The following is a 24,853-nucleotide window of genomic DNA, read 5'->3' as shown; positions in this document are numbered from 1 at the left end:
TTGGCGGGGGGAGAAGGAGCCGGGGGCTCAATCCTGGACGCCTATGCCGAGCTGGTGATCTCGGGGCAAGTCAAACCCGATGCCGCGCAAAAACAGGCGGTCGAAAAGCTCCAGGCCGTGGCCGAGGGGCTCGATAGGCTCGAAGCCCAATCGGGGTCGGTGATTGCGGCGCTGTTCCGGCGCAAGCGCGAAGCCCCCAAGGGACTCTATATCTGGGGAGACGTGGGGCGGGGCAAGACCATGCTCATGGACCTGTTTTTCCAGACCGTGCCGGTGGAGAACAAGCGGCGCGTCCATTTCCACGAGTTCATGAACGAGGTGCATGAGGCGATCGCCAAATTTCGGGCCGAGAACCCAGGAACCAAAGGCGCGCGCGATCCCATTCCTGCCGTGGCGCGGCCCATCACGCGCTCGGTGCGGTTGTTGTGTTTCGACGAGTTCTTCGTTTCCGACATCACCGACGCGATGCTTTTGAAGCGCCTGTTCGAGATCCTGTTCGCCGATGGCGTGGTGGTGGTGGCGACTTCCAACATCCCGCCTGAAAAGCTTTATTGGAACGGGCTTAACCGCCAGCTCTTCCTGCCCTTCATCGACCTGCTCGAAAGCCATGCAGAGGTTTTCAACCTCAATGGGGCGACCGACTACCGGCGCGAAAAGCTCGATGCGCAGGAGGTCTATCATTTCGGCACCGGTCCGGAGATCGATGCCGCGATGGACCGGCTGTTTGCCCACCTCACCGGTGGGGCGGAAGCCCGGCCCAATGCCATCGAGAGCCTGGGGCGAGTCATTTCGGTTCCAGCGCACGCCATGGGGGTGGCGCGGTTCGATTTTGCCGATCTGTGCGAACGCCCCCTTGGCGCGCGCGACTATCTCAAGATCGCCAATGGTTATCACACGCTGATGGTCGAGCACGTGCCGGTGTTCTCGTGCCTCAAATCGGATGCTTCGAAACGCTTCATCCTCCTGGTGGACACGCTCTATGACCGGGGGGTGAAACTGGCGGCGAGCTTTGCCGCTCCACTCGATGAATTGGCGCAGGACGATAAGACGCGCTTCGAATTTGCCCGGTGTCTGTCGCGGCTCGAAGAGATGCGCTCGGCCGACTATATCGCTCAGCCTTTGCGGCAGCAGAGGTCGATTTAGAAACCTTCCGTAGCAGGGAAACTGTCAGCATTGCAGACGTATTTGACGGTGCCCTGATCGAAACATCCGAATTTTCGGGCGTTAGACGAAGGGTTCACTTGCGCCTTTTTGTCACAAGGGCTATGGAGGGCGCGAGGAAAAACTTACTTTACCTATAGGGAAACTTGCTTATGGCGCGTAAGAAAATCGCTCTGATCGGCGCGGGTCAGATCGGGGGAACGCTGGCACATCTGGTGGCGCTCAAGGAGCTGGGCGATGTGATCCTGTTCGACATCGTCGACGGCGTGCCGCAGGGCAAGGCGCTGGATCTGGCGCAGTCGGGGCCAGTCGAGGGCTATAACGCATCCCTTAAAGGTACGTCCGAATACAAGGACATCGATGGCGCCGATGTGGTGATCGTCACCGCCGGCGTGCCGCGCAAGCCGGGCATGAGCCGCGACGATCTGCTCGAGATCAATCTCAAAGTCATGGAGCAGGTGGGCGCGGGCATCGCCAAATACGCGCCCAATGCATTCGTCATCTGCATCACCAACCCGCTCGACGCCATGGTCTGGGCGCTGCAGAAATTCTCCGGCCTGCCGGTCGAAAAGGTGGTCGGGATGGCCGGCGTGCTCGATTCGGCGCGCTTCCGTCACTTCATCGCCGAGGAACTCAATGTGTCGGTTCAGGATGTCACGGCGTTCGTCATGGGCGGGCACGGGGACACCATGGTGCCTCTGGCGCGCTATTCGACGGTCGCCGGCATTCCGCTGCCCGACATGGTCAAGATGGGCTGGATGAGCAAGGACAAGCTCGACCAGATCATCCAGCGCACCCGCGACGGCGGCGCCGAGATCGTAGGGCTTTTGAAGACCGGTTCGGCCTTCTATGCGCCCGCCGCGTCGGCGATCGAGATGGCCGAATGCTATCTCAAGGACAAGAAGCGGATTTTGCCTGCTGCCGCGCACCTTAACGGGCAGTTCGGGGTCGACGACATGTATGTCGGCGTGCCGGTGGTGATCGGGGCGGGCGGTGTCGAGCGCATCGTCGAGATCGAGCTCAATGCCAGCGAAAAGAAGATGTTCGACGCCTCGGTCGAGGCGGTCGACGGGCTGGTCGAAGCCTGCAAGAAGATCGCGCCCAAGCTGGCCTGATCGATCGAGCCCGGAGGCGATGTCTCCGGGCCTTTTCTCGTCTGGCGCCATCGCGCCTCGGAACGAACACCCAAGCGAAGGGTTCGACACACGATGAACATTCACGAATACCAGGCCAAAGAGCTTTTGAAGGGGTTCGGCGCACCGGTGGCCAAGGGCGTGCCCATCACCGGCGCCGACCAGGCCGAAGCGGCGGCGAAATCGCTGCCCGGACCGCTTTACGTGGTCAAAAGCCAGATTCATGCAGGTGGCCGCGGCAAGGGAAAGTTCAAGGAACTCGGGCCTGACGCCAAGGGCGGCGTGCGGCTGGCGCGTTCGGTGGACGAGGTCGTCGCCAATGCCCGCGAGATGCTGGGCAATACCCTGGTCACCGCCCAGACCGGCGAGGCGGGCAAGCAGGTCAACAGGCTCTATATCGAAGACGGCGCCGATATCGAGCGCGAGCTTTATTGCTCGCTGCTGGTCGATCGCTCGGTCGGCCGCGTGGCGTTCGTCGTGTCCACCGAAGGCGGCATGGATATCGAGCAGGTCGCCCATGACACACCCGAAAAGATCGAAACCATCGCGATTGATCCCGAAGCGGGGGTGACCGAAGGCGATGTGGCCCGGATCGCCGCGGCGCTGAAGCTCGAGGGAGCTGCCGCCGAGGACGCCAAGTCGCTGTTTCCGGCGCTCTATAAGGCGTTCATCGAAAAGGACATGAGCCTGCTCGAAATCAATCCCTTGATCGTCATGACCGACGGGCATTTGCGGGTGCTGGACGCCAAGGTGTCGTTCGACGGCAATGCGCTGTTCCGTCACCCCGATATCGCGCAGTTGCGCGACGAGACCGAAGAGGACGCCAAGGAGATCGAGGCCAGCAAATGGGACCTCGCCTATGTGGCGCTCGACGGCAATATCGGTTGCATGGTCAATGGCGCCGGGCTTGCCATGGCGACCATGGACATCATCAAGCTCTACGGCAAGGAGCCGGCCAATTTCTGTGACGTCGGCGGGGGCGCTTCCAAGGAAAAGGTCGCCGCGGCCTTCAAGATCATCACCGCCGACCCCAAGGTCGAGGGTATTCTGGTCAACATCTTCGGCGGCATCATGAAGTGCGACGTGATCGCCGAGGGCGTGGTCGCCGCCGTCAAGGAAGTGGGGCTCAAGGTGCCGCTCGTCGTGCGTCTCGAGGGCACCAATGTCGAACTCGGCAAGAAGATCCTCAACGAATCGGGGCTGGCGATCACCGCTGCCGACGATTTGGACGATGCCGCCCAGAAGATTGTCGCCGCCGTGGCCTAAGCGCCGCAACCAGCCACACGGAATTTGAGCTCGAAAGACATATGTCAATTCTCGTCGACAAGAACACCAAGATCCTCGTGCAGGGTCTGACCGGCAAGACCGGCACCTTCCACACCGAACAGGCGCTGGCCTATTACAACACGCAGATGGTCGGGGGCATTCACCCCAAAAAGGGCGGAGAGACCTGGACGGGAGCGGGCGGGCACGAGCTGCCGATTTTCGCCACCGTGGCCGAAGGCAAGGAAAAGACCGGCGCTGACGCTTCGGTCATCTATGTGCCGCCGGCCGGGGCCGCCGATGCCATCATCGAAGCGATCGATGCGGAAATCCCCTTTATCACCTGCATCACCGAGGGCATTCCGGTGGCCGACATGGTACGCGTCAAGGCGCGGCTGGAAAAGTCCAATTCGCGCCTTCTGGGCCCGAACTGCCCCGGTATCCTCACGCCGGAAGAATGCAAGATCGGCATCATGCCGGGCTCGATCTTCCGCAAGGGCTCGGTGGGCATCGTCTCGCGTTCCGGCACGCTGACCTATGAAGCGGTGTTCCAGACCACCAATGAGGGGCTGGGGCAGACGACGGCGGTGGGGATCGGCGGCGATCCGGTCAAGGGCACCGAATTCATCGACGTCCTCGAGATGTTCCTGGCAGATGATCAGACCGAATCGATCATCATGATCGGTGAGATCGGCGGCTCGGCAGAGGAAGATGCCGCCCAGTTCCTGATCGACGAGGCCAAGAAAGGCCGCAAGAAGCCGATGGCAGGGTTCATCGCCGGGCGCACCGCGCCCAAGGGGCGGACCATGGGCCATGCGGGCGCGGTGGTCTCTGGCGGCAAGGGCGATGCCGAATCCAAGATCGCCGCGATGGAACAAGCGGGCATTGTGGTTTCGCCTTCGCCGGCCCGGCTGGGCAAGACCCTTGTGGATGTGTTGAAGGGCTAGGTGTTTAAGCCGACCGGCCGGGACCCCATGTTGGGATCGGTTAACCCAAGCGTAGGTTCGGGCCGGTCATAGTTCCAACCCAATTGGCGGCCCAAACCAAGGGCAGGTTGGATTTTTACCCGGGGGATCGGGACCCCCAATCGAGAGTGAAATGGCACGACAGGACCAGAACGAAACGTTCCTCCTCACCTCCTTTCTGTACGGCGGCAACGCCGATTATATCGAGGCGCTCTACGCCCGCTACAAAGCCGATCCCAAAAGCGTCGATCCGAGCTGGGCAGAGTTCTTCTCCAACCTTTCCGACAGCGCCGATCAGGTGAAGCAGAATGCGGAGGGCCCGAGCTGGCAGCGGCGTGACTGGCCGCGCACGGCCAATGGCGAACTGGTCTCGGCGCTCGACGGCGATTGGGGTGCCGTGGCGGTCAAGGCCCAGAAGGCGGTGAGCGAAAAGGCCAGGGCCTCCGGTCAGGAGGTTTCGCCGCAAGCCATCATGCAGGCGACCCGCGATTCCATTCACGCCATCATGATGATCCGCGCCTACCGCATGCGCGGGCATCTGCATGCCAATCTCGATCCGCTGGGGCTGGAAACGCGCGAAGAAGCGCCCGAGCTCGATCCGGCCACCTATGGGTTCACCGAGGCCGACTACGACCGCGAGATCTTCATCGACAATTATCTCGGGCTGGAATCGGCGACCGTGCCGCAGATGCTCGAAATCCTCAAGCGCACCTATTGCGGCACGCTGGGCATCGAGTTCATGCACATCTCCGATCCCGAGGCCAAGGCCTGGATTCAGGAGCGGATCGAAGGCCCGGACAAGGAAATCAGCTTCACCCCCGAGGGCAAGCGCGCCATCCTCAACAAGCTCGCCGAGGCCGAGGGGTTCGAAAAATTCCTCGACGTCAAATATACCGGCACCAAGCGGTTCGGGCTCGATGGCGGCGAAGCACTGATTCCGGCGCTCGAACAGATCGTCAAGCGCGGCGGCGCGCTGGGGGTCAAGGATATCGTCCTGGGCATGGCCCATCGCGGCCGGCTCAATGTTCTGACTCAGTTGATGGCCAAGCCGCACAGGGCGCTGTTTCACGAATTCAAGGGCGGCGCCTTCTATCCCGACGATGTCGAGGGTTCCGGTGACGTCAAATATCACCTGGGCGCTTCTTCGGACCGTGAGTTCGACGGCAACAAGGTGCATCTCTCGCTGACCGCCAACCCGTCCCATCTCGAGATCGTCGATCCGGTGGTGCTGGGCAAAGCGCGCGCCAAGCAGGATCAGCTTTCGGCCATTGACGGGCGGTTCGTGCGCGATACGCGGGACACCAACCGCATGGCCGTGCTTCCGCTGCTGCTCCATGGCGATGCCGCCTTCGCGGGCCAGGGCGTGGTTGCCGAATGCTTCGGGCTTTCGGGGCTCAAGGGGCATCGGACGGGCGGGTCGATCCACTTCGTCATCAACAACCAGATCGGGTTTACGACGAGCCCGCACTTCTCGCGCTCTTCGCCTTATCCCACCGATGTGGCCAAGATGATCGAGGCGCCGGTGTTCCACTGCAATGGCGACGATCCCGAAGCTGTGGTCTATGCCGCCAAGATCGCCACCGAGTTCCGCCAGAAATTTGGGCGGCCGGTGGTCATCGACATGTTCTGCTACCGCCGGTTCGGGCACAACGAAGGTGATGAGCCCAGTTTCACCCAGCCGCTGATGTACAAGGCGATCCGCGGGCACAAGACGACGCTGGAAATCTATGGGCACAAGCTCATCGACGAGGGCGTGGTATCGGCCGAGGAATTCGAGCAGCTCAAGGCCGATTGGCGCACGCGGCTCGAAGGCGAGTTCGAGGCGGGGCAGGATTATCGCCCCAACAAGGCCGACTGGCTCGACGGCGCCTGGAAGAACATCAAGCTTGCCGAGGTGGACGGGCCGCGGCGCGGGGTGACCGGGGTCGAGATCGAAAAGCTCACCGGGCTGGGCGAGAAGCTGTGCGCGGTGCCGCAGGGCTTTCACGTCCATCGCACGGTGCAGCGGTTCCTGGACAACCGCAAGAAGATCATTACCGAGGGCGAAGGGATCGACTGGGCAACCGCCGAAGCGCTCGCCTTTGCCACCCTGCTCGACGAAGGCCATCCGGTCCGCCTTTCGGGTCAGGATGTGGAGCGCGGCACGTTCAGCCAGCGCCATTCGGTGCTTTACGACCAGGAAAACGAATCCACCCATACTCCGCTCAACAACCTGGCCGACGGCCAGGCGCGCTACGAAGTCATCAACTCGATGCTGTCCGAAGAGGCGGTGCTCGGGTTCGAATACGGCTATTCGCTGGCCGAGCCCAATGCGCTCACCATCTGGGAGGCCCAGTTCGGCGATTTCGTCAATGGGGCGCAGGTGGTGATCGACCAGTTCATCGCGGCGGGCGAACGCAAATGGCTGCGCATGAGTGGGCTGGTGATGCTGCTGCCCCATGGCTATGAGGGCCAGGGCCCCGAGCACTCCTCGGCACGCCCGGAGCGCTTCCTGCAGCTTTGCGCCGAAGACAATATGCAGGTACTCAACTGCACGACGCCGGCCAATTATTTTCACGCCCTGCGCCGGCAACTCAAGCGCGACTTCCGCAAGCCGCTGATCATCATGACGCCCAAATCGCTGCTGCGCCACAAGCGGGCGGTGTCCGGCCTGCGCGAGCTGGGCCCCGATACGTTCTTCCATCGCCTGCTCTGGGACGATGCGGAAACGCCGGGCGTGCCCAAGACCGAGGTCAACCTTGTCGGCGACGACAAGATCCGACGTGTCGTGGTGTGCACGGGCAAGGTCTATTACGACCTGCTGGAAGATCGCGAAAAGCGCGGCATCAACGATGTCTATCTGATGCGGCTCGAACAGCTCTACCCGTTCCCGGCCAAGGCGCTGATCGATGAACTCAGCCGCTTCCGCAATGCCGAGATCGTCTGGTGCCAGGAAGAACCCAAGAACATGGGCGCCTGGAGTTTCGTTCAACCCTATATCGAGTGGGTGCTCGAGCAGATGGGGCAGCCCGGGGCGCGTCCGCGCTATGTGGGCCGGCCGGCATCGGCTTCGACCGCGACCGGGCTGATGCGCACCCATGTCGCCCAGCTCCAGGCGTTCCTGGACGAGGCCTTCGAGTAACAGTGTTTTGCCGCTGCCCGGCTGTCAGTGCCGGGTCCACGCGCTGCGAGAAAGGATATAGCAGATGTCCACTGAAGTCCGGGTTCCTACCCTTGGGGAAAGCGTCACCGAAGCGACGATCGGGCAATGGTTCAAGAAGGTGGGGGATGCGGTTTCGGCCGACGAGCCGATCGTGGAGCTGGAAACCGACAAGGTGACCATCGAAGTGCCCGCCCCGGTGTCGGGCACGATCGAAGCCATTTCGGTCAATGAAGGCGATACGGTCGAAGTGGGTGCGCTGATCGCGGCGATCGCCGCCGGCGCCGCCCCTGCCAAGCAGGCCGAAGAGCCCAAGGCGGAAGCGGCCAAGCCCGCCGAGGCGCCCAAGCCCGCCGAAACTCCGGCGCCCGCCGCCAAGACCGAAATGCCCCCGGCCCCTTCGGCTGCCAAGCTGATGGCGGAGCGCGATGTCGATCCCTCTTCGGTCGAAGGATCGGGCAAGCGCGGCCAGGTGCTCAAGGAAGACGTGTTCAAGGCACTCGAGCGCACCAGCGCCCAACCGGCGCCTGCCGCCGCTCAGCCGGCCCAGACGCGCGCACCCTCAAAGCAGGAGGATGCAAGCCGCGAGGAGCGGGTCAAGATGACCCGGCTGCGCCAGACCATCGCCAAGCGTTTGAAGGACGCCCAGAACACCGCCGCCATGCTCACCACCTTCAACGAGGTGGACATGAAGCCGGTGATGGATCTGCGCAATTCCTACAAGGAGCTGTTCGAGAAAAAGCACGGCGTCAAGCTCGGCTTCATGGGCTTTTTCACCAAGGCCGTGGTGCATGCTTTAAAGGAGATCCCGGCGGTCAATGCCGAGATCGACGGCATCGACATCATCTACAAGAACTTCGCCCATATCGGGGTGGCGGTGGGGACCGACAAGGGGCTCGTGGTGCCGGTGGTGCGCGATGCCGATCAGATGACCATCGCCGAGATCGAAAAGGAGATCGCGCGGCTGGGCAAGGCGGCGCGGGATGGCGAGCTTTCGATGGCCGACATGCAGGGCGGCACCTTCACCATCTCCAATGGCGGCGTCTATGGTTCGCTGATGTCGACTCCTATCCTCAACGCCCCGCAATCGGGCATTTTGGGCATGCACAAGATCCAGGAACGCCCGGTGGTCGTGGGCGGTCAGGTGGTCGTGCGGCCGATGATGTATCTGGCTCTGAGCTATGACCACCGGATCGTCGACGGCAAGGAAGCGGTGACGTTCCTGGTGCGCGTCAAGGAGAGCCTCGAGGATCCGCAGCGTCTGGTGCTCGATCTTTAAGGGCGATGGCGGGGCGCCAACCCTGCCGTTTTGGCGGGTCGTGTTGAGCCCGAGGAGATGGTGTTGAACCTTGAATTGACGCTTGCGGTTTGGTCGGTGTTGATTTTGTTCATCCACATCGGCCTCCAGGCTGGATTTCTGACCCGCGACCTGGGCAGTGCGTACAATGCCGGACCCCGCGACGAACGGCGTGATCTCAGCGTCGTGGGCGGGCGCGCCGAACGGGCGTTGCGCAATTTTCTCGAGACCTGGCCCGCCTTCCTCGTCCTGGCGCTGGCGGCGAGCGTTGTGGGGACATCGAACTGGCTCACCCAATGGGGGGCGGGGCTCTATCTGGTCTTCCGCCTCGCTTACATCCCGCTCTACCTCCTGGGCATACCCTATCTGCGTTCGCTGGTGTTTACCGGCGCGTGCATCGGACTACTTCTGATGTTTGTGGGGATCGTCTTCTGATCCCCGCATCGGAATATTTCATGTGACTTCGCGCCAAGGCGCGGCAGCCGAGAAGGACAAGGCATCATGGCCGAAACTTTCGATCTCACCATCATCGGCACGGGGCCGGGGGGCTATGTCTGCGCGGTGCGTGCCGCCCAGCTTGGCATGAAGGTGGCTGTCGTTGAAAAATGGCCGAGCTTTGGAGGCACCTGCCTCAATATCGGCTGCATTCCCTCCAAGGCCCTGCTGCACGCCTCCGAACTTTTCGAGGAGGCCAGCCACAGCTTTCCGCAATTGGGGATCGAGGTGGGCGCACCCACGCTCAACCTCTCGGCGATGATGGCGCACAAGGACGATACGGTGGCGTCAAACACCGGCGGCATCGAATATCTGTTCAAGAAGAACAAGATCACCGCCTTTAAAGGTACCGGAAGGATCGTCGCCGCGGGCAAGGTGGCCGTGAGCGGCGATGACGGGGCGACAACCGAGATCGAAACCAAAAACATCGTCATCGCCACCGGTTCGGTTTCGGCAACCTTGCCGGGGATCGAGATCGACGAGGAAAAGATCGTCACCTCCACCGGGGCGCTCAAACTCGACAAGGTGCCCGAGAACCTGTTGGTGATCGGGGCCGGCGTGATCGGGCTGGAACTGGGCTCGGTCTGGGCGCGGCTGGGGGCCAAGGTTACGGTGGTCGAGTTCCTCGACCGCATCCTGCCGGGCATGGATCTCGACGTCGCCAAGCAGTTCCAGCGCATGCTGGGCAAGCAGGGGTTCGAGTTCAAGCTGGGCACCAAGGTCACGGGCATCGAAAAGACCGATGCCGGGCTTAACGTGACGATCGAGCCGGCCGCCGGCGGGGAGGCGACGACGCTTTCCACCGACATCGCCCTGGTCGCCATCGGACGCGTGCCGTTCACCGAAGGGCTGGGCCTCGAGGAGATCGGCGTCGAATGCGACAAGCGCGGGCGGGTGGTGACCGACGCCCACTACAAGACCAATGTGGAAGGCATCTATGCCATCGGCGACGTGATCGCCGGCCCCATGCTGGCGCACAAGGCCGAGGATGAGGGGATTGCGGTGGCCGAAATCCTCGCCGGCCAGGCCGGGCACGTCAATTACGGCGTGATCCCCGGCGTCGTCTACACCAATCCCGAAGTCGCATCGGTGGGCAAGACCGAAGAGGATCTGAAGGCCGAGGGGATCGAATACAAGGCCGCCAAATTCCCCTTCACCGCCAATGGCCGCGCCAAGGCCATGCTGGCGACGCAGGGCTTCGTCAAGATCCTTGCCGACAAGGCCACCGACCGGGTGCTGGGTTGCCATATCGTGGGCAAGGGGGCAGGCGAAATGATCCACGAGGCGGCGGTGCTCATGGAATTTTCCGGTTCGGCCGAGGATCTGGCCCGCACCTGCCATGCGCACCCCACCATGAGCGAGGCGGTCCGCGAAGCGGCGCTCGGGCTGGGCGACGGGTCGATACACATCTAAGTGTCTCACGGTGCGCACCGCCCCGGTCATGACGCGCTAAAGCCGCGCTATGACCGGGGCTGCACCTGCGACGGCGCGGCGAAAACGTTCGCCGGGGTCCTCGGCTTCGCCTCGTCCATTCTGTGCCTCACGGGCCGCACCGTGAAAGTCATGACGGGCTAGAACCGCCCTATGACTTTCACTGGCCCTCCGGCGGGGCGCGCGAAACGTCGCGCGGGGTCCTCGGCGTTGCCTCGTCCTTTTTGGTCTCACGCGCCGCACCGCTCGCGGCAGCGCATGAGGGCTTGCTTTGTCTCTGCCGGTTACTGGATCCCGGCTCTTCGGCCGGGATGACCTGGGTTTGTGGGTGCCAAAACGAAAAGGCCGCATCGGGGATGCGGCCTTTGGGTTTGGTGAATGATCCGCTCACGCATTGTTTGGTCGCGTGTCCGAACCGCAAAACCAGTTTTCGTCCCCGGCCAAGCCGGGGACATGCTTTTGCTGGTCACGCTCCTAGGGGTTGTAGGTCACCGTGCCGGCGTCGTAGGCGGCGCGGCAGTCGGTGGCGTCGGCCATCCGGTTGGCGTTCTGGAGTTCGGAGGCGCCGCCGCGGCCCTGGAAGCGGGGATCGTCGCAGACGCCGTCATTGGCCGAGGCGCTGGAATCGTCACCGAAATTGATGCGGAAGTCCTCATCGGACCCGGCATCGCCCTCAAGGGTCACCGTGCCATCCTCATAGGCAGTCGAACAGTCGGTGGCATCGGCCATCAGGTGGTCGTCAAGAGCAACGCCCACGCCCGAACCGGTAAAGCGCGGGTCGTCGCATTCGCCGTCATTGGCCCAATTGCCCGAATCGTCACCGAAATCGATGTCGTCGACGACGATGGATTCTCCCGACCCTTGGTTTTCATCCAGCGTGACGGTGCCATCCTCATAGGCTGTGGAACAGTCGGTGGCATCGGCCATCAGGTGATCGTCCAGAGCAACGCCGACGCCCGAGCCGGTAAAGCGCGGATCGTCGCATTCGTCGTCCAGCGAATAGGTGCCCGAATCGTCGCCGAAGTCGATGCCATCGATCACGATGGGATCTCCGCCCGCTGCGCCCGTCTCGCCGTTAAAGGTGACTTCGCCGGCCTCATAGGCGTTGCGGCAGTCCGTGGCGTCGGCCAGTTCGTGGCTGGTGAGGCTGCCGCCGAAACGGGGGTCGTCGCATTCGCCGTCATTGGCCCAGGTGCCCGAATCGTCGCCGAAATCGATGTCGTCGATCGAGATTTCGCCGCCGGCGTCGGTGCCCGTCTCGCCGCTATAGGTGACATCGCCGGCTTCGTAAGCGGCCTGGCAGTCGGTGGCGTCGGCCAGCTCATGGCTGGTGAGCGCGCCGCCGAAGCGGGGATCGTCACATTCGCCGTCATTGGCGAACGAGCCGGAATCATCGCCGAAATCGATCTCGCCATCGGTGGCGCCGGTTTGGGTGTCGGCCTCTCCGGCGGGCGTGTAGGTCACTTCGCCGGCTTCATAGGCATTGCGGCAGTCGGTGGCATCGGCCAATTCGTGGCTGGTGAGGGCGCCCCCGAAACGGGGGTCGTCGCATTCGCCATCATTGGCCCAATTGCCAGAATCGTCGCCGAAGTCGATCTCGCCGTCCGTGACGCCGGCGTCCGCGCTCTCCTGGGGCGCAAAGGTCACCTCGCCGGCCTCATAGGCGGTGCGGCAGTCGGTTGCGTCGGCCAGAAGATGGCTTTCGAGGCCGCCGCCGAAGCGCGGATCGTCGCATTCGCCGTCATTGGCCCAATTGCCCGAATCATCGCCGAAATCGATCTCGCCCTCGGCCGGCGCCGCGGCGGTTGCCGGAGCGTCGGGGGCGGGGGCGGGCTCTCCGGTCTCGCCTTCGGCGGCAAGGGTGACCTCGCCGGCTTCGAAGGCGGCCTGGCAGTCGGTCGCATCACGCATCTCGTCGACCGGGCTGAGCACCATGGCGGCGCCCGGGCCTTCGAAGCGCGGGTCGTCGCATTGCTGGTCGTTGGCGAAGGTGCTCGAATCGTCGCCGAAATCAATGTCCTGGGAGAATGCCGGTCCGCCCAAGGCAAGTCCAAGGGCAAGCACGGCGCCGCCCATCATCAACCCGGTTCTTTTCATGAGATTGGTCCCTCTTCGCGGCTAGCAATTGCCGGTTGCGTGGTGAGACGAGTGAACAGCAAAATGCCGCAAATTACCAGTGCGGTTCCGGCACCGTGGATCGCCGTAAAGGGTTCACCCAGAACGATAATGGCCAGAATAATGGTCAAAATCGGGGAGATATTGCCGAAAACCGCCGTCCTTTCGGCGCCGATCGAGCCGATGGCGGCGGCGATCAACAGCACCGGCGCGACAGTGGCGGCGAGCGCAAGGGCAAGGAGAATCCAAAAGGTGTCCGGCGCAATCGCCAGGGCGGAAAACGGGTGTGTCCAAAAGAAGTGGACCAGCACGATGACGCCCGCCGCCGTCATGGCGATGGCGGTGAACAGGCGCGGCCCGAGCACGTCGATCAGCGGCTTGGCGAAAAGCTGATAGAGCGCATAGGCCAGGGCGCTGGCGAGGGCCAGCGCGGTGCCGGCCAGAACCGTATCGCCCTCGATCACCATGTCATGGCCGAAGATGATGGCGATGCCCAGATAGGCGAGCAGGGCGGCGCCGATCACCGGGGCGGTGAGGCGCCGGCGGAACAACACCGCGCCCAGGACCAGGACGATGAAGGGGTAAGTGAGCAAAACCAGGCGGTTGAGCTGGGCGGTGATGAGGTCGAGGCTGAGAAAATCGAGAAGGCTTGCGCCATAATAGCCCATGATGCCGATGAGCATGGCGCCCAAGACCGATCTGAACGGAACCTTTTCATTGGCATGGCGGCCTTTTCCCCGGCGGCGGTCGCGATAGGCGAGGAGGCCGAACGCCAGGAAAAACGGCACGGCCAGGATCATGCGCCAGGCCAGAACCGTAAGCGCATCAAGGTCCTGAGCGTAGGCGAGTTTGACGAAAATGCCCTTGGTGGCAAAGAGGGCGGCGCCGAGGGCGGCGAGGGCCAGGCCGATATTCTGATCGCGGATGGGGGAGGGGGGCATGGTGTGCATATCGGCCATAAAGGGATGTTGTCAGCCTATTAGAGCGTGTCCAGCAAAAGTGGAACGGTTTTGCGTTCGGGCACGCGACAAACAATGGGTTGGAATCGAGGATTTGATGCAATCAAATCCTGAACGGTTCCAGCAGCAAATTCACACACGCCAAGACGGCGTTTACGACCGCGGATGTGCGGAGCGATAGGCTTCGAGCAGGCGTTCGCCGTCGATATGGGTGTAGATCTGGGTGGTCGAGAGCGAGGCGTGGCCCAAAAGCTCCTGGATGGCGCGTAAATCTCCGCCGCCGGCCAAAAGGTGGGTGGCAAAGGAATGGCGCAGGGCATGCGGGGTCGCCGAGGCGGGAAGCCCGAGCGCGCCGCGAAGCTCTTCGAGCCGGAGCTGGATGAGGCGCGGGCTCAAGGGGCCGCCGCGAACGCCGCGGAACATGGGGTCATTAGCGCCGACGGCGAAGGGGCAGAGGCGGAGGTAATCCTCGATGGCGGCGCGGACCGGGGCGATCAGCGGGACGAGGCGCACCTTGTTGCCCTTGCCCACGACCCGCAGCGCCGAGCCATCGAGATCGGCGCGGGTCAGCGCCAGGGCTTCCGAAATGCGCAGGCCGGCGCCGTAGCAAAGGGAGATGACCGCCACGTCGCGGGCGGCGATCCAGGGACGAACTTCCTGCTCATGGGTGGCCGGGCCGACCGCTTTGGCCTCGGAGGCCGAAAGCGGTTTGGGCAGGCCCCGCGGCAATTTGGGGGTGCGCACCACAGAGAGCGCTTCGAGGGCCATGATGCCTTCGCGTTCCAGATATGTGAAGAAGGATTTCACCCCCGAAAGGGCGCGGGCGAGGCTGCGCGAGCCGATATCGGCGCGGCGGCGGGCGGCAAGGAAGGCGCGCAGATCGGCGGGGCGAAGCTGTTTGAGATCGCCAAGGTCGACAGTGCCGCCGATATGGGCGGAGAGGAAGGCCATGAACTGGTCGAGATCGCGGCCATAGGCCTCGACCGTCTTGGGCGAGAGGCGCCTTATTGTTGAGAGTTCGCGCTGCCAGGCGGTGACGTGGCTGCGCAGGCGATCGGAAATGGCAAAGCCGGTATCGGTCATGGCGGCCAGTCTAAGCGCAAAGAGGTTACCAAAACGGGGACTGGCCGAATCGCGCCAGCACACTATGTTAGGCGGCCTGATCCCGTTTCGTTCGCATTTTTCCCTATGTCCCTTGGCCCAGTCGTATCAGTGATGGTTTCGGTCGCCGTCGACGGCCCCTATTCCTATCGGGTGCCCGAGGGGATGGCGGTCGAGCGCGGTTCGATCGTCGTCGTGCCGCTGGGGCCGCGGCCGACGCTGGGGGTGGTGTGGGGAGAGCCGAAAGACAATTTCGCCCATAACCGGCTCAAGGACATCGCGCACGCCTTCGAGGTGCCGCCGCTTTCCGACGAGCTTTTAAAGACCGTCGACTGGGTGGCGCGCTATACGCTGGCCCAGCCGGGAATGGTGCTGCGCGGAGCGCTCAGAAGCCGGGAGGCGCTGGACCCGCCACGTCCGATCGTCGCGTATAAGAGAGCCGGCCCCGAACCCGAGCGCATGACCGAGGCCCGCGCCCGGGTGCTTTCGGTGATGGAGGACGGCTACCCCTGGGCCAAGCCGGCGCTGATCGGGGCGGCGGGGGTTTCGACGGCGGTGGTCGACGGGTTGGTGAAATCGGGGTGCCTCGAGGCGGTAGAGATGCCCGCGCCTCCGCCCGTGCTGCCGCCCGAGCCCGACTTCGCGCCGGCCAGGCTTTCCCCGGCGCAGCAGGCGGCGATCGAGAAAATCCGCGCCCATGACAATGGCGGATTTTCGGTGGCATTGCTCGACGGCATCACCGGGTCGGGCAAGACCGAAGTGTTCTTCGAGGCGGTGGCCGATACGCTGAGGGCCGGCAGGCAGGTGGCGATCATCCTGCCCGAGATCGCCTTGACCCACACATTCCTCGACCGGTTCGAAAAGCGCTTCGGGCAGCGGGCCGCCGAATGGCATTCGGAAATGACGCCGGTGCAAAGGGCGCGGGTGTGGCGCGGGGTGCTGACGGGCGAAGTGCGGGCGGTGATCGGGGCGCGGTCGGCGCTGTTCCTGCCGTTTCGCGAGCTGGGGCTGTTCGTGCTCGACGAGGAGCATGACGGGGCGTTCAAGCAGGCCGACCGGGTGAACTATCACGGGCGCGACATGGCGGTGGTGCGCGCTTCGCTGGCCGATGCGCGGGTGCTGCTCTCCTCGGCCACGCCCTCTGTCGAATCGCGCAACAATGCCGAGACGGGGCGCTATGCGCATGTGCGGCTCGAAAGCCGTTTCGCCGATGCGGCGCTGCCCGACATCACGGCGATCGACATGCGGGCCGACGGGCCGGAAAAGGGTCAGTGGATCGCGCCCAAACTGGCGCGGGCGGTGTTCGACGCGCTCGACCGGGGCGAGCAGGCGCTGCTGTTTCTCAACCGGCGCGGATATGCGCCGCTGACCCTGTGCCGGGCCTGCGGGCATCAATATCAATGTCCCGATTGCTCGACCTGGCTGGTCGAGCACCGGTTCCGGGGCGTTCTGATGTGCCACCATTGCGGGCATGAGGAGCGGGCCCCCGAAGTGTGCGGTTCGTGCGGGGCGACGGATTCGCTGGTGGCGGTGGGGCCGGGCATCGAAAGGCTGGCCGAGGAGGTCGCCGAGCGCTTCCCCGGCGCGCGGCCGGTGGTGCTCTCGTCCGACATGGGCTCGATGCGCCAGATCCGCGACCGCTTCGCCGAGATCGCGCGCGGGGAATACGACATCATCATCGGCACGCAATTGGTGGCCAAGGGGCACCATTTCGAAAAGCTGTCGCTGGTGGGGGTGATCGATGCCGATCTGGGGCTGGCCCATGGCGATCCGCGGGCGGCGGAAAAGACGTTTCAGATTTTAACGCAGGTCACCGGACGCGCGGGGCGCGAATCGCGGTCGGGCAAGGCGTTCCTCCAGACCTATCATCCCGACCATGCGGTGATGCGGGCGATGATCAGCGGGGACCGCGAAGGGTTCTATGCCCATGAGCTGGAGGTGCGCCGGCAGGGCGGGCTGCCGCCGTTCGGGCGGCTCGCCGCGCTGATCGTTTCGGGCAACGAGCATACAGAGACCATGGGCTATGCCAGGGCGTTGATGGCGGCGGCGCCGCTGGCGGCAAATGTCAGCCGCTTCGGGCCGGCAGACGCGCCCGTGGCGATGGTGCGCGGGCGGCACAGGGTGCGGATTCTCGTGCAAAGCCCCAAGGATTTCGACCTTTCCGGCTATGTGCGATTCTGGCTGGAAAACGGGCCTGCCGCCAAGGGAAATCTCAGGGTTCAGGTCGATATCGATCCCATGAGTTTTTATTGATCTAGGCTGGCCGGCTCAAGATAAGAGAAATGCGACATTTGGGTCGCCGCGATTTGGCCTTGATCCGCTTGCGCGGGCGTTTTCGTCATGGTAAGGCCACCCCGGAAATTTCAGGGCAGGTCCTTCGTCTCGGCTGCTCTTTGTGAATACCAGATCAACAGAACCAGATGCCGCCGCCGCCGAAATTTCGGCGATGACGACGACCTAGGGCGGGGCAAGCAGCGGGGTTATGAAGGCTTGAGCGCACCACGATCCGTTCTCTCAAAGATCGCGCGGCCCTATGCGTCGGCGCTTTTCGACCTGGCAAGCGAAGCGGGCTCGGTCCCGGCCGTGGAAGCCGATCTCGATGCCATCGCGGATTTGATCCAGTCCTCGGACGATTTCTCCCGGTTCCTGTTCAGCCCCACCATCGCGACCGATGCCAAGAGCGCCGCGCTCAATTCGGTGATCGAAAAGACCGGTCCGGTCGAGCTGGTTGCCAACACGCTCAAGGTCGTCGCCCAGAACGGCCGGCTGTTCGCGCTTTCGGAGATCATCGCCGAATTCAAGCGCCTCGCCGCCGAGGCCCGGAACGAAGTGAGCGCCGAAGTGACTTCGGCAGCGCCTTTGTCCGACCAGCAGCAAAGCGAACTCGCCGCCGTCCTCAAGGACAAGATCGGCAAGGACGTCTCCCTCAATACGCGTGTCGATGAAAGCCTGATCGGCGGCCTTGTCGTCAAGGTCGGCAGCCAGATGATCGACACCTCCCTCAAGACAAAACTTTCGGCCATGAAGATCGCCATGAAAGGGGTCAGCTAATGGATATCAAAGCTGCGGAAATTTCCGCGATCCTCAAAGACCAGATCAAGGATTTCGGCAAGGAAGCCCAGGTTTCCGAGGTCGGGCAGGTGCTCAGCGTCGGTGACGGCATCGCGCGCGTCTTCGGGCTGGACAAGGTGCAGGCCGGCGAGCTCGTCGAATTTCCCGGCGGCATCAAGGGCATGGCCCAGAACCTGGAAGCCGACAATGTCGGCGTCGTGATCTTCGGGTCCGACCGCGACATCAAGGAAGGCGATACCGTCAAGCGCACCGGCGCGATCGTCGATACCCCCGTGGGCATGGGCCTTCTGGGCCGTGTCGTGGACGGGCTGGGCAATCCGATCGACGGCAAGGGCCCGATCGAAGCGACCGAACGCCGCCGCGTGGACGTCAAGGCGCCCGGCATTCTGCCGCGCAAATCCGTGCACGAGCCGATGTCGACCGGTTTGAAGGCCATCGACGCGCTGATCCCCATCGGCCGCGGCCAGCGCGAGCTGGTGATCGGTGACCGCCAGACCGGCAAGACCGCCATCGTTCTGGACACCTTCCTCAACCAGAAGCCGGCGCACCAGGAAAACCGCGAGAACGACAAGCTCTACTGCGTCTATGTCGCGGTGGGCCAGAAGCGCTCGACCGTTGCCCAGTTCGTCAAGATGCTGGAAGACAATGGCGCGCTCGAATATTCGATCGTGGTTGCCGCGACCGCTTCGGACCCGGCGCCGATGCAGTTCCTGGCGCCGTTCACCGGCTGCGCCATCGGCGAATATTTCCGCGACAACGGCATGCATGCCGTGATCGCCTATGACGACCTTTCCAAGCAGGCCGTCGCCTACCGCCAGATGAGCCTGCTGCTGCGTCGTCCTCCCGGACGTGAAGCCTATCCGGGCGACGTGTTCTATCTGCACAGCCGTCTTCTCGAACGCGCTGCCAAGATGAACGAAAACCACGGTGCCGGTTCGCTGACCGCCCTGCCGATCATCGAAACCCAGGCCAACGACGTTTCGGCCTATATCCCCACCAACGTGATCTCGATCACCGACGGCCAGATCTTCCTTGAGACGAACCTGTTCTTCCAGGGTATCCGTCCGGCCGTGAACGTGGGTCTGTCGGTGTCCCGCGTGGGTTCGTCCGCTCAGGTCAAGGCGATGAAGCAGGTTGCCGGCTCGATCAAGGGCGAGCTCAGCCAGTATCGCGAAATGGCCGCCTTCGCCCAGTTCGGTTCGGACCTCGACGCCGCGACCCAGCGCCTGCTGAACCGTGGCGCGCGTCTGACCGAGCTTTTGAAGCAGCCCCAGTTCTCTCCGCTCAAGACCGAAGAGCAGGTCGCTGTGATCTATGCCGGCGTCAACGGCTATCTCGACGATCTTCCGGTGCGCGGCGTGCAGGCGTTCGAAAAGGCGCTGCTTTCGACGCTCCGCAGCAAGCATGCCGACCTTCTGGGTGACATCGCCCAGGAAAAGGCGCTTTCCGACGGGATCAAGGATCGGCTCAAGTCTGCGCTCGACGCCTTCAAGAAGACCTATACCGCTTAAGACCGGCGGATCGGCTGGCAAGGAGCTTTCGGCGCAATGCCCTCTTTGAAAGACCTCAAGAACCGGATCAACTCGGTCAAGTCGACCCAGAAGATCACCAAGGCCATGCAGATGGTCGCGGCGGCCAAGCTCCGCCGCGCCCAGGACGCCGCCGAAGCCGCGCGCCCCTATGCCGAGCGCATGGAAAAGGTGCTGGCCGGGCTGGGCGCTGCCTATGAGGGCCGTCCGGATGCGCCGGCGCTCCTGGCGGGCACGGGCAAGGAAGACGTGCACCTTCTGGTGGTGGCGACCGGCGAGCGCGGACTGGCCGGCGGCTTCAACTCCTCGATCGCCCGCATGGCGCGCGAGCATGCCCAGCGGCTGATCGCCCAGGGCAAGACCGTCAAGATCCTGACGGTGGGCAAGAAGGGCGCCGATATCCTGAAGCGCGGCCTTGCGAAAAACATCACCGAGCAGATCTCGCTGCGCGAGGTCAAGCAGCTCGGCTACGCCACGGCCCAGGGCATCGGGGAAAAGATCCTCGCGCTTTACGAAGCCGGCGAGTTCGACGTGGCGACGCTGTTCTATTCGCGCTTCCAGTCGGTCATCTCCCAGGTGCCGACCGCTCAGCAGCTCATTCCGGCCAAGTTCGACAAGGCCGAGGGCGAGGAGATCAAGGCCGGCGCGGCGATCTACGAATACGAGCCCGACGAGGAGGCGATCCTCGAAGACCTGCTGCCGCGCAATGTGAGCGTGCAGATCTTCCGGGCGCTGCTCGAGAACAACGCCTCGTTCTTTGGCGCGCAGATGACGGCGATGGACAACGCCACCCGCAATGCCGGTGAGCTGATCACCAAGTTGCAGCTGAGCTACAACCGCCAGCGCCAGGCGCAGATCACCAAGGAACTGATCGAAATTATTTCGGGCGCCGAGGCGCTCTAGCAATTTAGGCTCTCGCGTTCCCCCAACGGAAAAGTCTGCAACTTTTCCTTAGGAACGCACCAAGACACAGGGACAAGAACCATGGCAGAGACTAAAATCGGCCGCGTTTCCCAGATCATGGGCGCCGTTGTGGACGTCACCTTCGACGACCACCTGCCGGCCATTCTGAACGCGCTGGAAACCGACAACAACGGCAACCGCCTCGTGCTCGAAGTGGCGCAGCACCTGGGCGAGAACACCGTGCGCACCATCGCCATGGACACGACCGAAGGTCTGGCCCGCGGCACCGAAGTGCGCGACACGGGCGAAGCCATCTCGGTGCCGGTGGGCGACGAGACGCTCGGCCGCATCATGAACGTGATCGGCGAGCCGATCGACGAAGCCGGTCCGGTCAACACCCCGACCCGCCGCACCATTCACCAGCCGGCGCCCGAATTCGTCGACCAGGCCACCCAGGCCGAAATCCTTGTGACCGGCATCAAGGTCATCGACCTCCTGGCCCCCTATGCCCGTGGCGGCAAGATCGGCCTGTTCGGCGGCGCCGGCGTGGGCAAGACGGTGCTGATCCAGGAGCTGATCAACAACGTCGCCAAGGCTCACGGCGGTTACTCGGTGTTCGCCGGCGTCGGCGAGCGCACCCGCGAAGGCAACGATCTTTACTACGAAATGATCGAATCGGGCGTGAACAAGGACCCCAAGGAGAACAACGGTTCGACCGAGGGTTCCAAGTGCGCGCTGGTCTTCGGCCAGATGAACGAACCCCCGGGAGCCCGTGCCCGCGTGGCGCTGACCGGCCTGTCGATCGCCGAGGACTTCCGCGACAAGGGTCAGGACGTGCTGTTCTTCGTGGACAACATCTTCCGCTTCACCCAGGCCGGTTCGGAAGTGTCGGCTCTCTTGGGCCGCATTCCTTCGGCCGTGGGTTACCAGCCGACCCTGGGCACCGACATGGGCGCCCTCCAGGAACGCATCACCACCACCAACAAGGGCTCGATCACCTCGGTGCAGGCCGTGTACGTGCCGGCCGACGACTTCACCGATCCGGCGCCTGCCTCGACCTTTGCGCACCTTGACGCGACGACCTCGCTCAACCGCGCCATTTCGGAAAAGGGCATCTACCCGGCGGTCGATCCGCTCGACTCCAACTCGCGCATGCTCGATCCCACCATCGTGGGCGAAGAGCACTACAACGTGGCCCGTTCGGTGCAGGAAATCCTTCAGCGCTACAAGTCGCTCCAGGACATCATCGCCATTCTGGGCATGGACGAGCTTTCCGAAGAAGACAAGCTCACCGTGGCGCGCGCCCGCAAGGTCGAGCGCTTCATGAGCCAGCCCTTCCACGTGGCCGAAGCCTTCACCAACACGCCGGGCATCTATGTCGAGCTCGAAGACACCATCAAGGCCTTCAAGGGCCTGGTGGCCGGTGAATACGACCACCTGCCCGAACAGGCGTTCTACATGGTCGGGACCATCGACGACGCGGTCAAGAAGGCCCAGCGCCTGGCTGCCGAAGCAGCCTAGGGTTTTGACGGCATGTGCGGGCCTTTGGGGGCCCGCACGGGATTTGTTTTAGAGAACGGACAGGGACATGGCCGAAGGCGTCAAAGTCGAAATCGTATCGCCGGAAGTGCTCGTTCTGAGCGCCGAGGCGCGGTCGGTGGTCGTACCGGGCGCCGAGGGTTATCTCACGGTGATGGGCGACCATGCGCCGCTGATGACCGTGCTCAAGCCGGGGTTCGTCACGGTGGTCGACACCAGCGGGGCCAACAAGAGCTTTTTCGTCGGTGGCGGCTTTGCCGACATTTCCGATGCCGGGGTCACGATCCTGGCCGAGGAGGCCCGGCCGGCGAGCGAGTTCGGCCGGACCGAAATCGAGGCGCGGATTTCCCAAGCGCAGCAGGCGCTGTCGGCGGCAGGCGAGGGCGACGAGAAGATCGCCGCCCAGAATGCGCTCGATACCTGGCGTAACCTGCTGCTCGAAAGTGCTTCGATCGGTGGCTCGGTGCATTAGGCCCCGGGCAGAACGAATTTCTTGAAAAAGGGCGTCCGGCGGGCGCCTTTTTGTTTTGCGGCGGGGTGGAAACCGGCCCGCGCGAGGCTTCGAATTCTTGCCGGGAGGCGACCGAAATCCGAAACGATCATTTAATCTTCTGTCCGTAGCTTTGCGACGATCTCCCAGGAGGGAGAAAATTCGTCGACGAGGAGCAGACGATGCAGGGCTTAATCAGCAGAACGCTGGGGCGCATTCCCATGACCACGACGATCGCCGCGATGGTGGTCGGTGCCGTGTTGCTTTCGGTGGGTGCCGTGGTCGCGGCGGTTTACATCAATCTTTCGGCCAGTACCGACCAGGTGGCGCAGCAGAGCCAGCAGTCCAATATCCGGACGGCAGCCACCATTCTGGGTGGCATGGGCGGCATTCAGGTCGACTGGACCGAACAAGGCGACGTGGCGAGCATCGGCACATGGGTGATGCCGCGCTTTTACAACAATGACGTCGCCGATTCGATCGCCCGGGTGACCGGCGAGACGACGGCGATCTTTGCCTGGAACTCGGAAACCGGATTTTTCGAGCAGGTGACGACCTCGATGGTCGATGCCGAGGGCAATCGCGTCACGATGGAGCCGATTCCGGGCGACAGCCCGCTGCACCGGCAGGTCCTCGAAGAGGGCGCCGTCTATACCGAGACCATGGTCAATGGCGAGCATTATTATTCGGTCTATCAGCCCATAACCTATCTCTCGGGCACCGATGTGCTGGGGCTGCTCTATGTGGGCGTTGGCCAGGATGCGATCACGGCCGTGGTGTCCGACACCATGAACCTGTTGCTGATCGTGAGCGGCATTGCCGTCGCCATCATGTGCGTTCTCTCGGTGATCGCCTCGCGGCTGATCGCGCGGCCGATCCCGGTGCTCTCGCAAGTGATGGGCCGGATCGCCCAGAACGAATTCGACGTCGAGGTGCCCTATACCGACCGGCGCAACGAAGTGGGCGAGATGGCCCGCGCCGTCGAGGTGTTCCGCGAGAACGGCCAGAAGGTCGCCGCGATGACCGAAGCGGAAGCCGCGCGCATCGTGGCCGACGAAAAGGCCCGCCGGGAAATGATGGGGCAGCTTCAGGCTTCGTTCGGCAATGTGGTGGATGCGGCAATCGCCGGCGATTTCGGCCAGCGGGTCGAGGCCAATTTCGCCGATGCCGAACTCAATGCCCTGGCCGGCTCGGTCAACGATCTTGTCGAGACCGTCGACAGGGGATTGCGCGAAACCGGCAGCGTGCTCGGAGCCCTGGCCAATACCGACCTCACCATGCGGGTGATGGGCGAGTATCAGGGGGCGTTCGCCAATCTCAAGCACGACACCAATGCGGTCGCCGAAAAGCTCTCCGATATCGTGATGGAGCTGCGCGGCACCTCGCGTACGCTCAAGACGGCGACGGGCGAGATCCTTTCGGGCGCGAACGATCTTTCCGAGCGCACCACCCGACAGGCGGCGACCATCGAGGAAACCTCGGCGGCCATGGAACAGCTTGCGGTGACCGTGATGGACAACGCCAAGCGGGCCCAGGATGCTTCCCAGACCGCCGCTTCGGTCACCCGTTCGGCCGAGGAAGGCGGGCAGGTCATGGGCGAGGCGACCGCCGCGATGGGGCGGATCACCACCTCGTCGGCCAAGGTTTCCGACATCATCAAGATGATCGACGACATCGCCTTCCAGACCAACCTTCTGGCGCTCAACGCTTCGGTGGAAGCGGCGCGGGCCGGGGAAGCGGGCAAGGGCTTTGCCGTCGTCGCCGTCGAGGTGCGCCGGCTGGCCCAGAGCGCGGCCGAGGCTTCGGCCGAGGTCAAGGCGCTGATCGAGCAGAGCGCGACCGAGGTCGATGGCGGCTCCAAGCTCGTCGCCCAGGCGGCCGAAAAGCTTGCGGCCATGCTGGAGGCGGCGCGCGCCAACACCAGCCAGATGGAAGCGATCGCGCGCGACAGCCGCGAGCAGGCCTCCTCGATCGAGGAGGTCAACGCCGCCGTACGGCAGATGGACGAAATGACCCAGCACAATGCGGCGCTGGTCGAGGAAACCAATGCGGCGATCGCCCAGACCGAGGAACAGGCGACGGCGCTCGACCGGATCGTGGATGTGTTCCGCGTGGAGCGCGGCGCGGCGGCTTCCCGGCCGCAAGGGCAGCCGGACGACCATGCCCGCTCGCTGCAGGTCAAGGTCAAGCAGGCCGCCGGCGCCTATTTGAGCCACGGCAATGCCGCCGTCGACGAGGACTGGAAAGAGTTTTAGGACTTC

19 protein-coding genes are annotated in these 24,853 nt (G+C 63.5%); 16 read left to right on the top strand and 3 right to left on the bottom strand.

Annotated elements, in window-relative coordinates; all coding sequences use genetic code 11:
- The 8 genes from zapE (at position 1) to lpdA (ending at position 10,866) form a co-directional block, all read left to right on the top strand.
- Positions 1-1,143, top strand: a complete 1,143-nt coding sequence (gene zapE / locus NO932_RS18465; protein ID WP_309208843.1) for a cell division protein ZapE — start codon at positions 1-3, stop codon at positions 1,141-1,143.
- A gap of 170 nt (positions 1,144-1,313) precedes the next feature.
- Complete coding sequence (gene mdh / locus NO932_RS18460; protein ID WP_309208842.1) at positions 1,314-2,276, top strand: malate dehydrogenase; 963 nt, start codon at positions 1,314-1,316, stop codon at positions 2,274-2,276.
- A gap of 93 nt (positions 2,277-2,369) precedes the next feature.
- Positions 2,370-3,560 carry an ADP-forming succinate--CoA ligase subunit beta gene (gene sucC / locus NO932_RS18455; protein ID WP_309208841.1) on the top strand — a complete coding sequence of 397 codons (1,191 nt, stop codon included), beginning with the start codon at positions 2,370-2,372 and terminating at the stop codon, positions 3,558-3,560.
- A gap of 41 nt (positions 3,561-3,601) precedes the next feature.
- Positions 3,602-4,504: a succinate--CoA ligase subunit alpha gene (sucD, locus tag NO932_RS18450; protein WP_309208840.1), complete on the top strand. Its 903-nt coding sequence runs from the start codon at positions 3,602-3,604 to the stop codon at positions 4,502-4,504.
- 151 nt (positions 4,505-4,655) lie between these two features.
- Complete coding sequence (locus tag NO932_RS18445) at positions 4,656-7,643, top strand: 2-oxoglutarate dehydrogenase E1 component (RefSeq protein WP_309208839.1); 2,988 nt, start codon at positions 4,656-4,658, stop codon at positions 7,641-7,643.
- A 64-nt stretch (positions 7,644-7,707) separates the two neighbouring features.
- Entirely contained in the window at positions 7,708-8,940 is a 1,233-nt protein-coding gene (gene odhB, locus NO932_RS18440; protein ID WP_309208838.1) for a 2-oxoglutarate dehydrogenase complex dihydrolipoyllysine-residue succinyltransferase, read from the top strand.
- A gap of 63 nt (positions 8,941-9,003) precedes the next feature.
- Positions 9,004-9,393, top strand: coding sequence for an MAPEG family protein (locus NO932_RS18435; RefSeq protein ID WP_309208837.1), 390 nt, complete (start codon positions 9,004-9,006; stop codon positions 9,391-9,393).
- 66 nt (positions 9,394-9,459) lie between these two features.
- Entirely contained in the window at positions 9,460-10,866 is a 1,407-nt protein-coding gene (gene lpdA / locus NO932_RS18430; protein ID WP_309208836.1) for a dihydrolipoyl dehydrogenase, read from the top strand.
- Between the two features lie 492 nt (positions 10,867-11,358).
- On the opposite strand, the gene NO932_RS18425 is transcribed toward lpdA, so the two are convergent.
- Positions 11,359-12,531, bottom strand: a complete 1,173-nt coding sequence (locus tag NO932_RS18425) for a hypothetical protein (protein ID WP_375142787.1) — start codon at positions 12,529-12,531, stop codon at positions 11,359-11,361.
- A 19-nt stretch (positions 12,532-12,550) separates the two neighbouring features.
- On the opposite strand from NO932_RS18425, the gene NO932_RS19395 reads away from it, so the two are divergent.
- Entirely contained in the window at positions 12,551-13,006 is a 456-nt protein-coding gene (locus NO932_RS19395) for a DUF3693 domain-containing protein (RefSeq protein WP_375142786.1), read from the top strand.
- Here NO932_RS19395 and NO932_RS18420 read toward each other — a convergent pair.
- Both NO932_RS18420 and NO932_RS18415 read right to left on the bottom strand, forming a co-directional pair.
- Positions 12,978-13,958, bottom strand: coding sequence for a DMT family transporter (locus NO932_RS18420; protein WP_309208834.1), 981 nt, complete (start codon positions 13,956-13,958; stop codon positions 12,978-12,980). The genes NO932_RS19395 and NO932_RS18420 overlap by 29 nt on opposite strands.
- 153 nt (positions 13,959-14,111) lie before the next feature.
- A complete protein-coding gene (locus tag NO932_RS18415) occupies positions 14,112-15,041 on the bottom strand; it encodes a tyrosine recombinase XerC (RefSeq protein ID WP_309208833.1) in 930 nt (309 codons plus the stop codon).
- Between the two features lie 105 nt (positions 15,042-15,146).
- Here NO932_RS18415 and NO932_RS18410 point away from each other — a divergent pair, with 105 nt between their 5' ends.
- The 7 genes from NO932_RS18410 (at position 15,147) to NO932_RS18380 (ending at position 24,847) form a co-directional block, all read left to right on the top strand.
- The gene (locus tag NO932_RS18410; protein WP_309208832.1) at positions 15,147-17,312 is read left to right on the top strand and encodes a primosomal protein N'; all 2,166 of its coding nucleotides are present in this window, start codon (positions 15,147-15,149) and stop codon (positions 17,310-17,312) included.
- 237 nt (positions 17,313-17,549) lie between these two features.
- Entirely contained in the window at positions 17,550-18,110 is a 561-nt protein-coding gene (locus NO932_RS18405; RefSeq protein WP_309208831.1) for a F0F1 ATP synthase subunit delta, read from the top strand.
- On the top strand, positions 18,110-19,642 hold the full coding sequence (gene atpA, locus NO932_RS18400) for a F0F1 ATP synthase subunit alpha (RefSeq protein WP_309208830.1): 1,533 nt from the start codon (positions 18,110-18,112) through the stop codon (positions 19,640-19,642). Before NO932_RS18405 ends, atpA begins: the two co-directional genes overlap by 1 nt.
- Positions 19,643-19,678: 36 nt before the next feature.
- Positions 19,679-20,563 carry a F0F1 ATP synthase subunit gamma gene (locus NO932_RS18395; protein ID WP_309208829.1) on the top strand — a complete coding sequence of 295 codons (885 nt, stop codon included), beginning with the start codon at positions 19,679-19,681 and terminating at the stop codon, positions 20,561-20,563.
- An 81-nt stretch (positions 20,564-20,644) separates the two neighbouring features.
- Positions 20,645-22,084 carry a F0F1 ATP synthase subunit beta gene (atpD, locus tag NO932_RS18390; protein WP_309159664.1) on the top strand — a complete coding sequence of 480 codons (1,440 nt, stop codon included), beginning with the start codon at positions 20,645-20,647 and terminating at the stop codon, positions 22,082-22,084.
- Positions 22,085-22,151: 67 nt separating this feature from the next.
- Positions 22,152-22,574, top strand: a complete 423-nt coding sequence (locus NO932_RS18385; RefSeq protein WP_309159665.1) for a F0F1 ATP synthase subunit epsilon — start codon at positions 22,152-22,154, stop codon at positions 22,572-22,574.
- Between the two features lie 200 nt (positions 22,575-22,774).
- On the top strand, positions 22,775-24,847 hold the full coding sequence (locus NO932_RS18380; RefSeq protein WP_309208828.1) for a methyl-accepting chemotaxis protein: 2,073 nt from the start codon (positions 22,775-22,777) through the stop codon (positions 24,845-24,847).
- Positions 24,848-24,853 lie beyond the last annotated feature (6 nt).

Origin of the sequence: Pelagibacterium sp. 26DY04 (genome assembly GCF_031202305.1) — a bacterium.
In the GTDB taxonomy this organism is placed as follows: Bacteria; Pseudomonadota; Alphaproteobacteria; order Rhizobiales; family Devosiaceae; genus Pelagibacterium.
The sequence above is the reverse complement of the archived record's forward strand: the minus strand, read 5'-3'. Positions and strand labels throughout refer to the sequence as shown.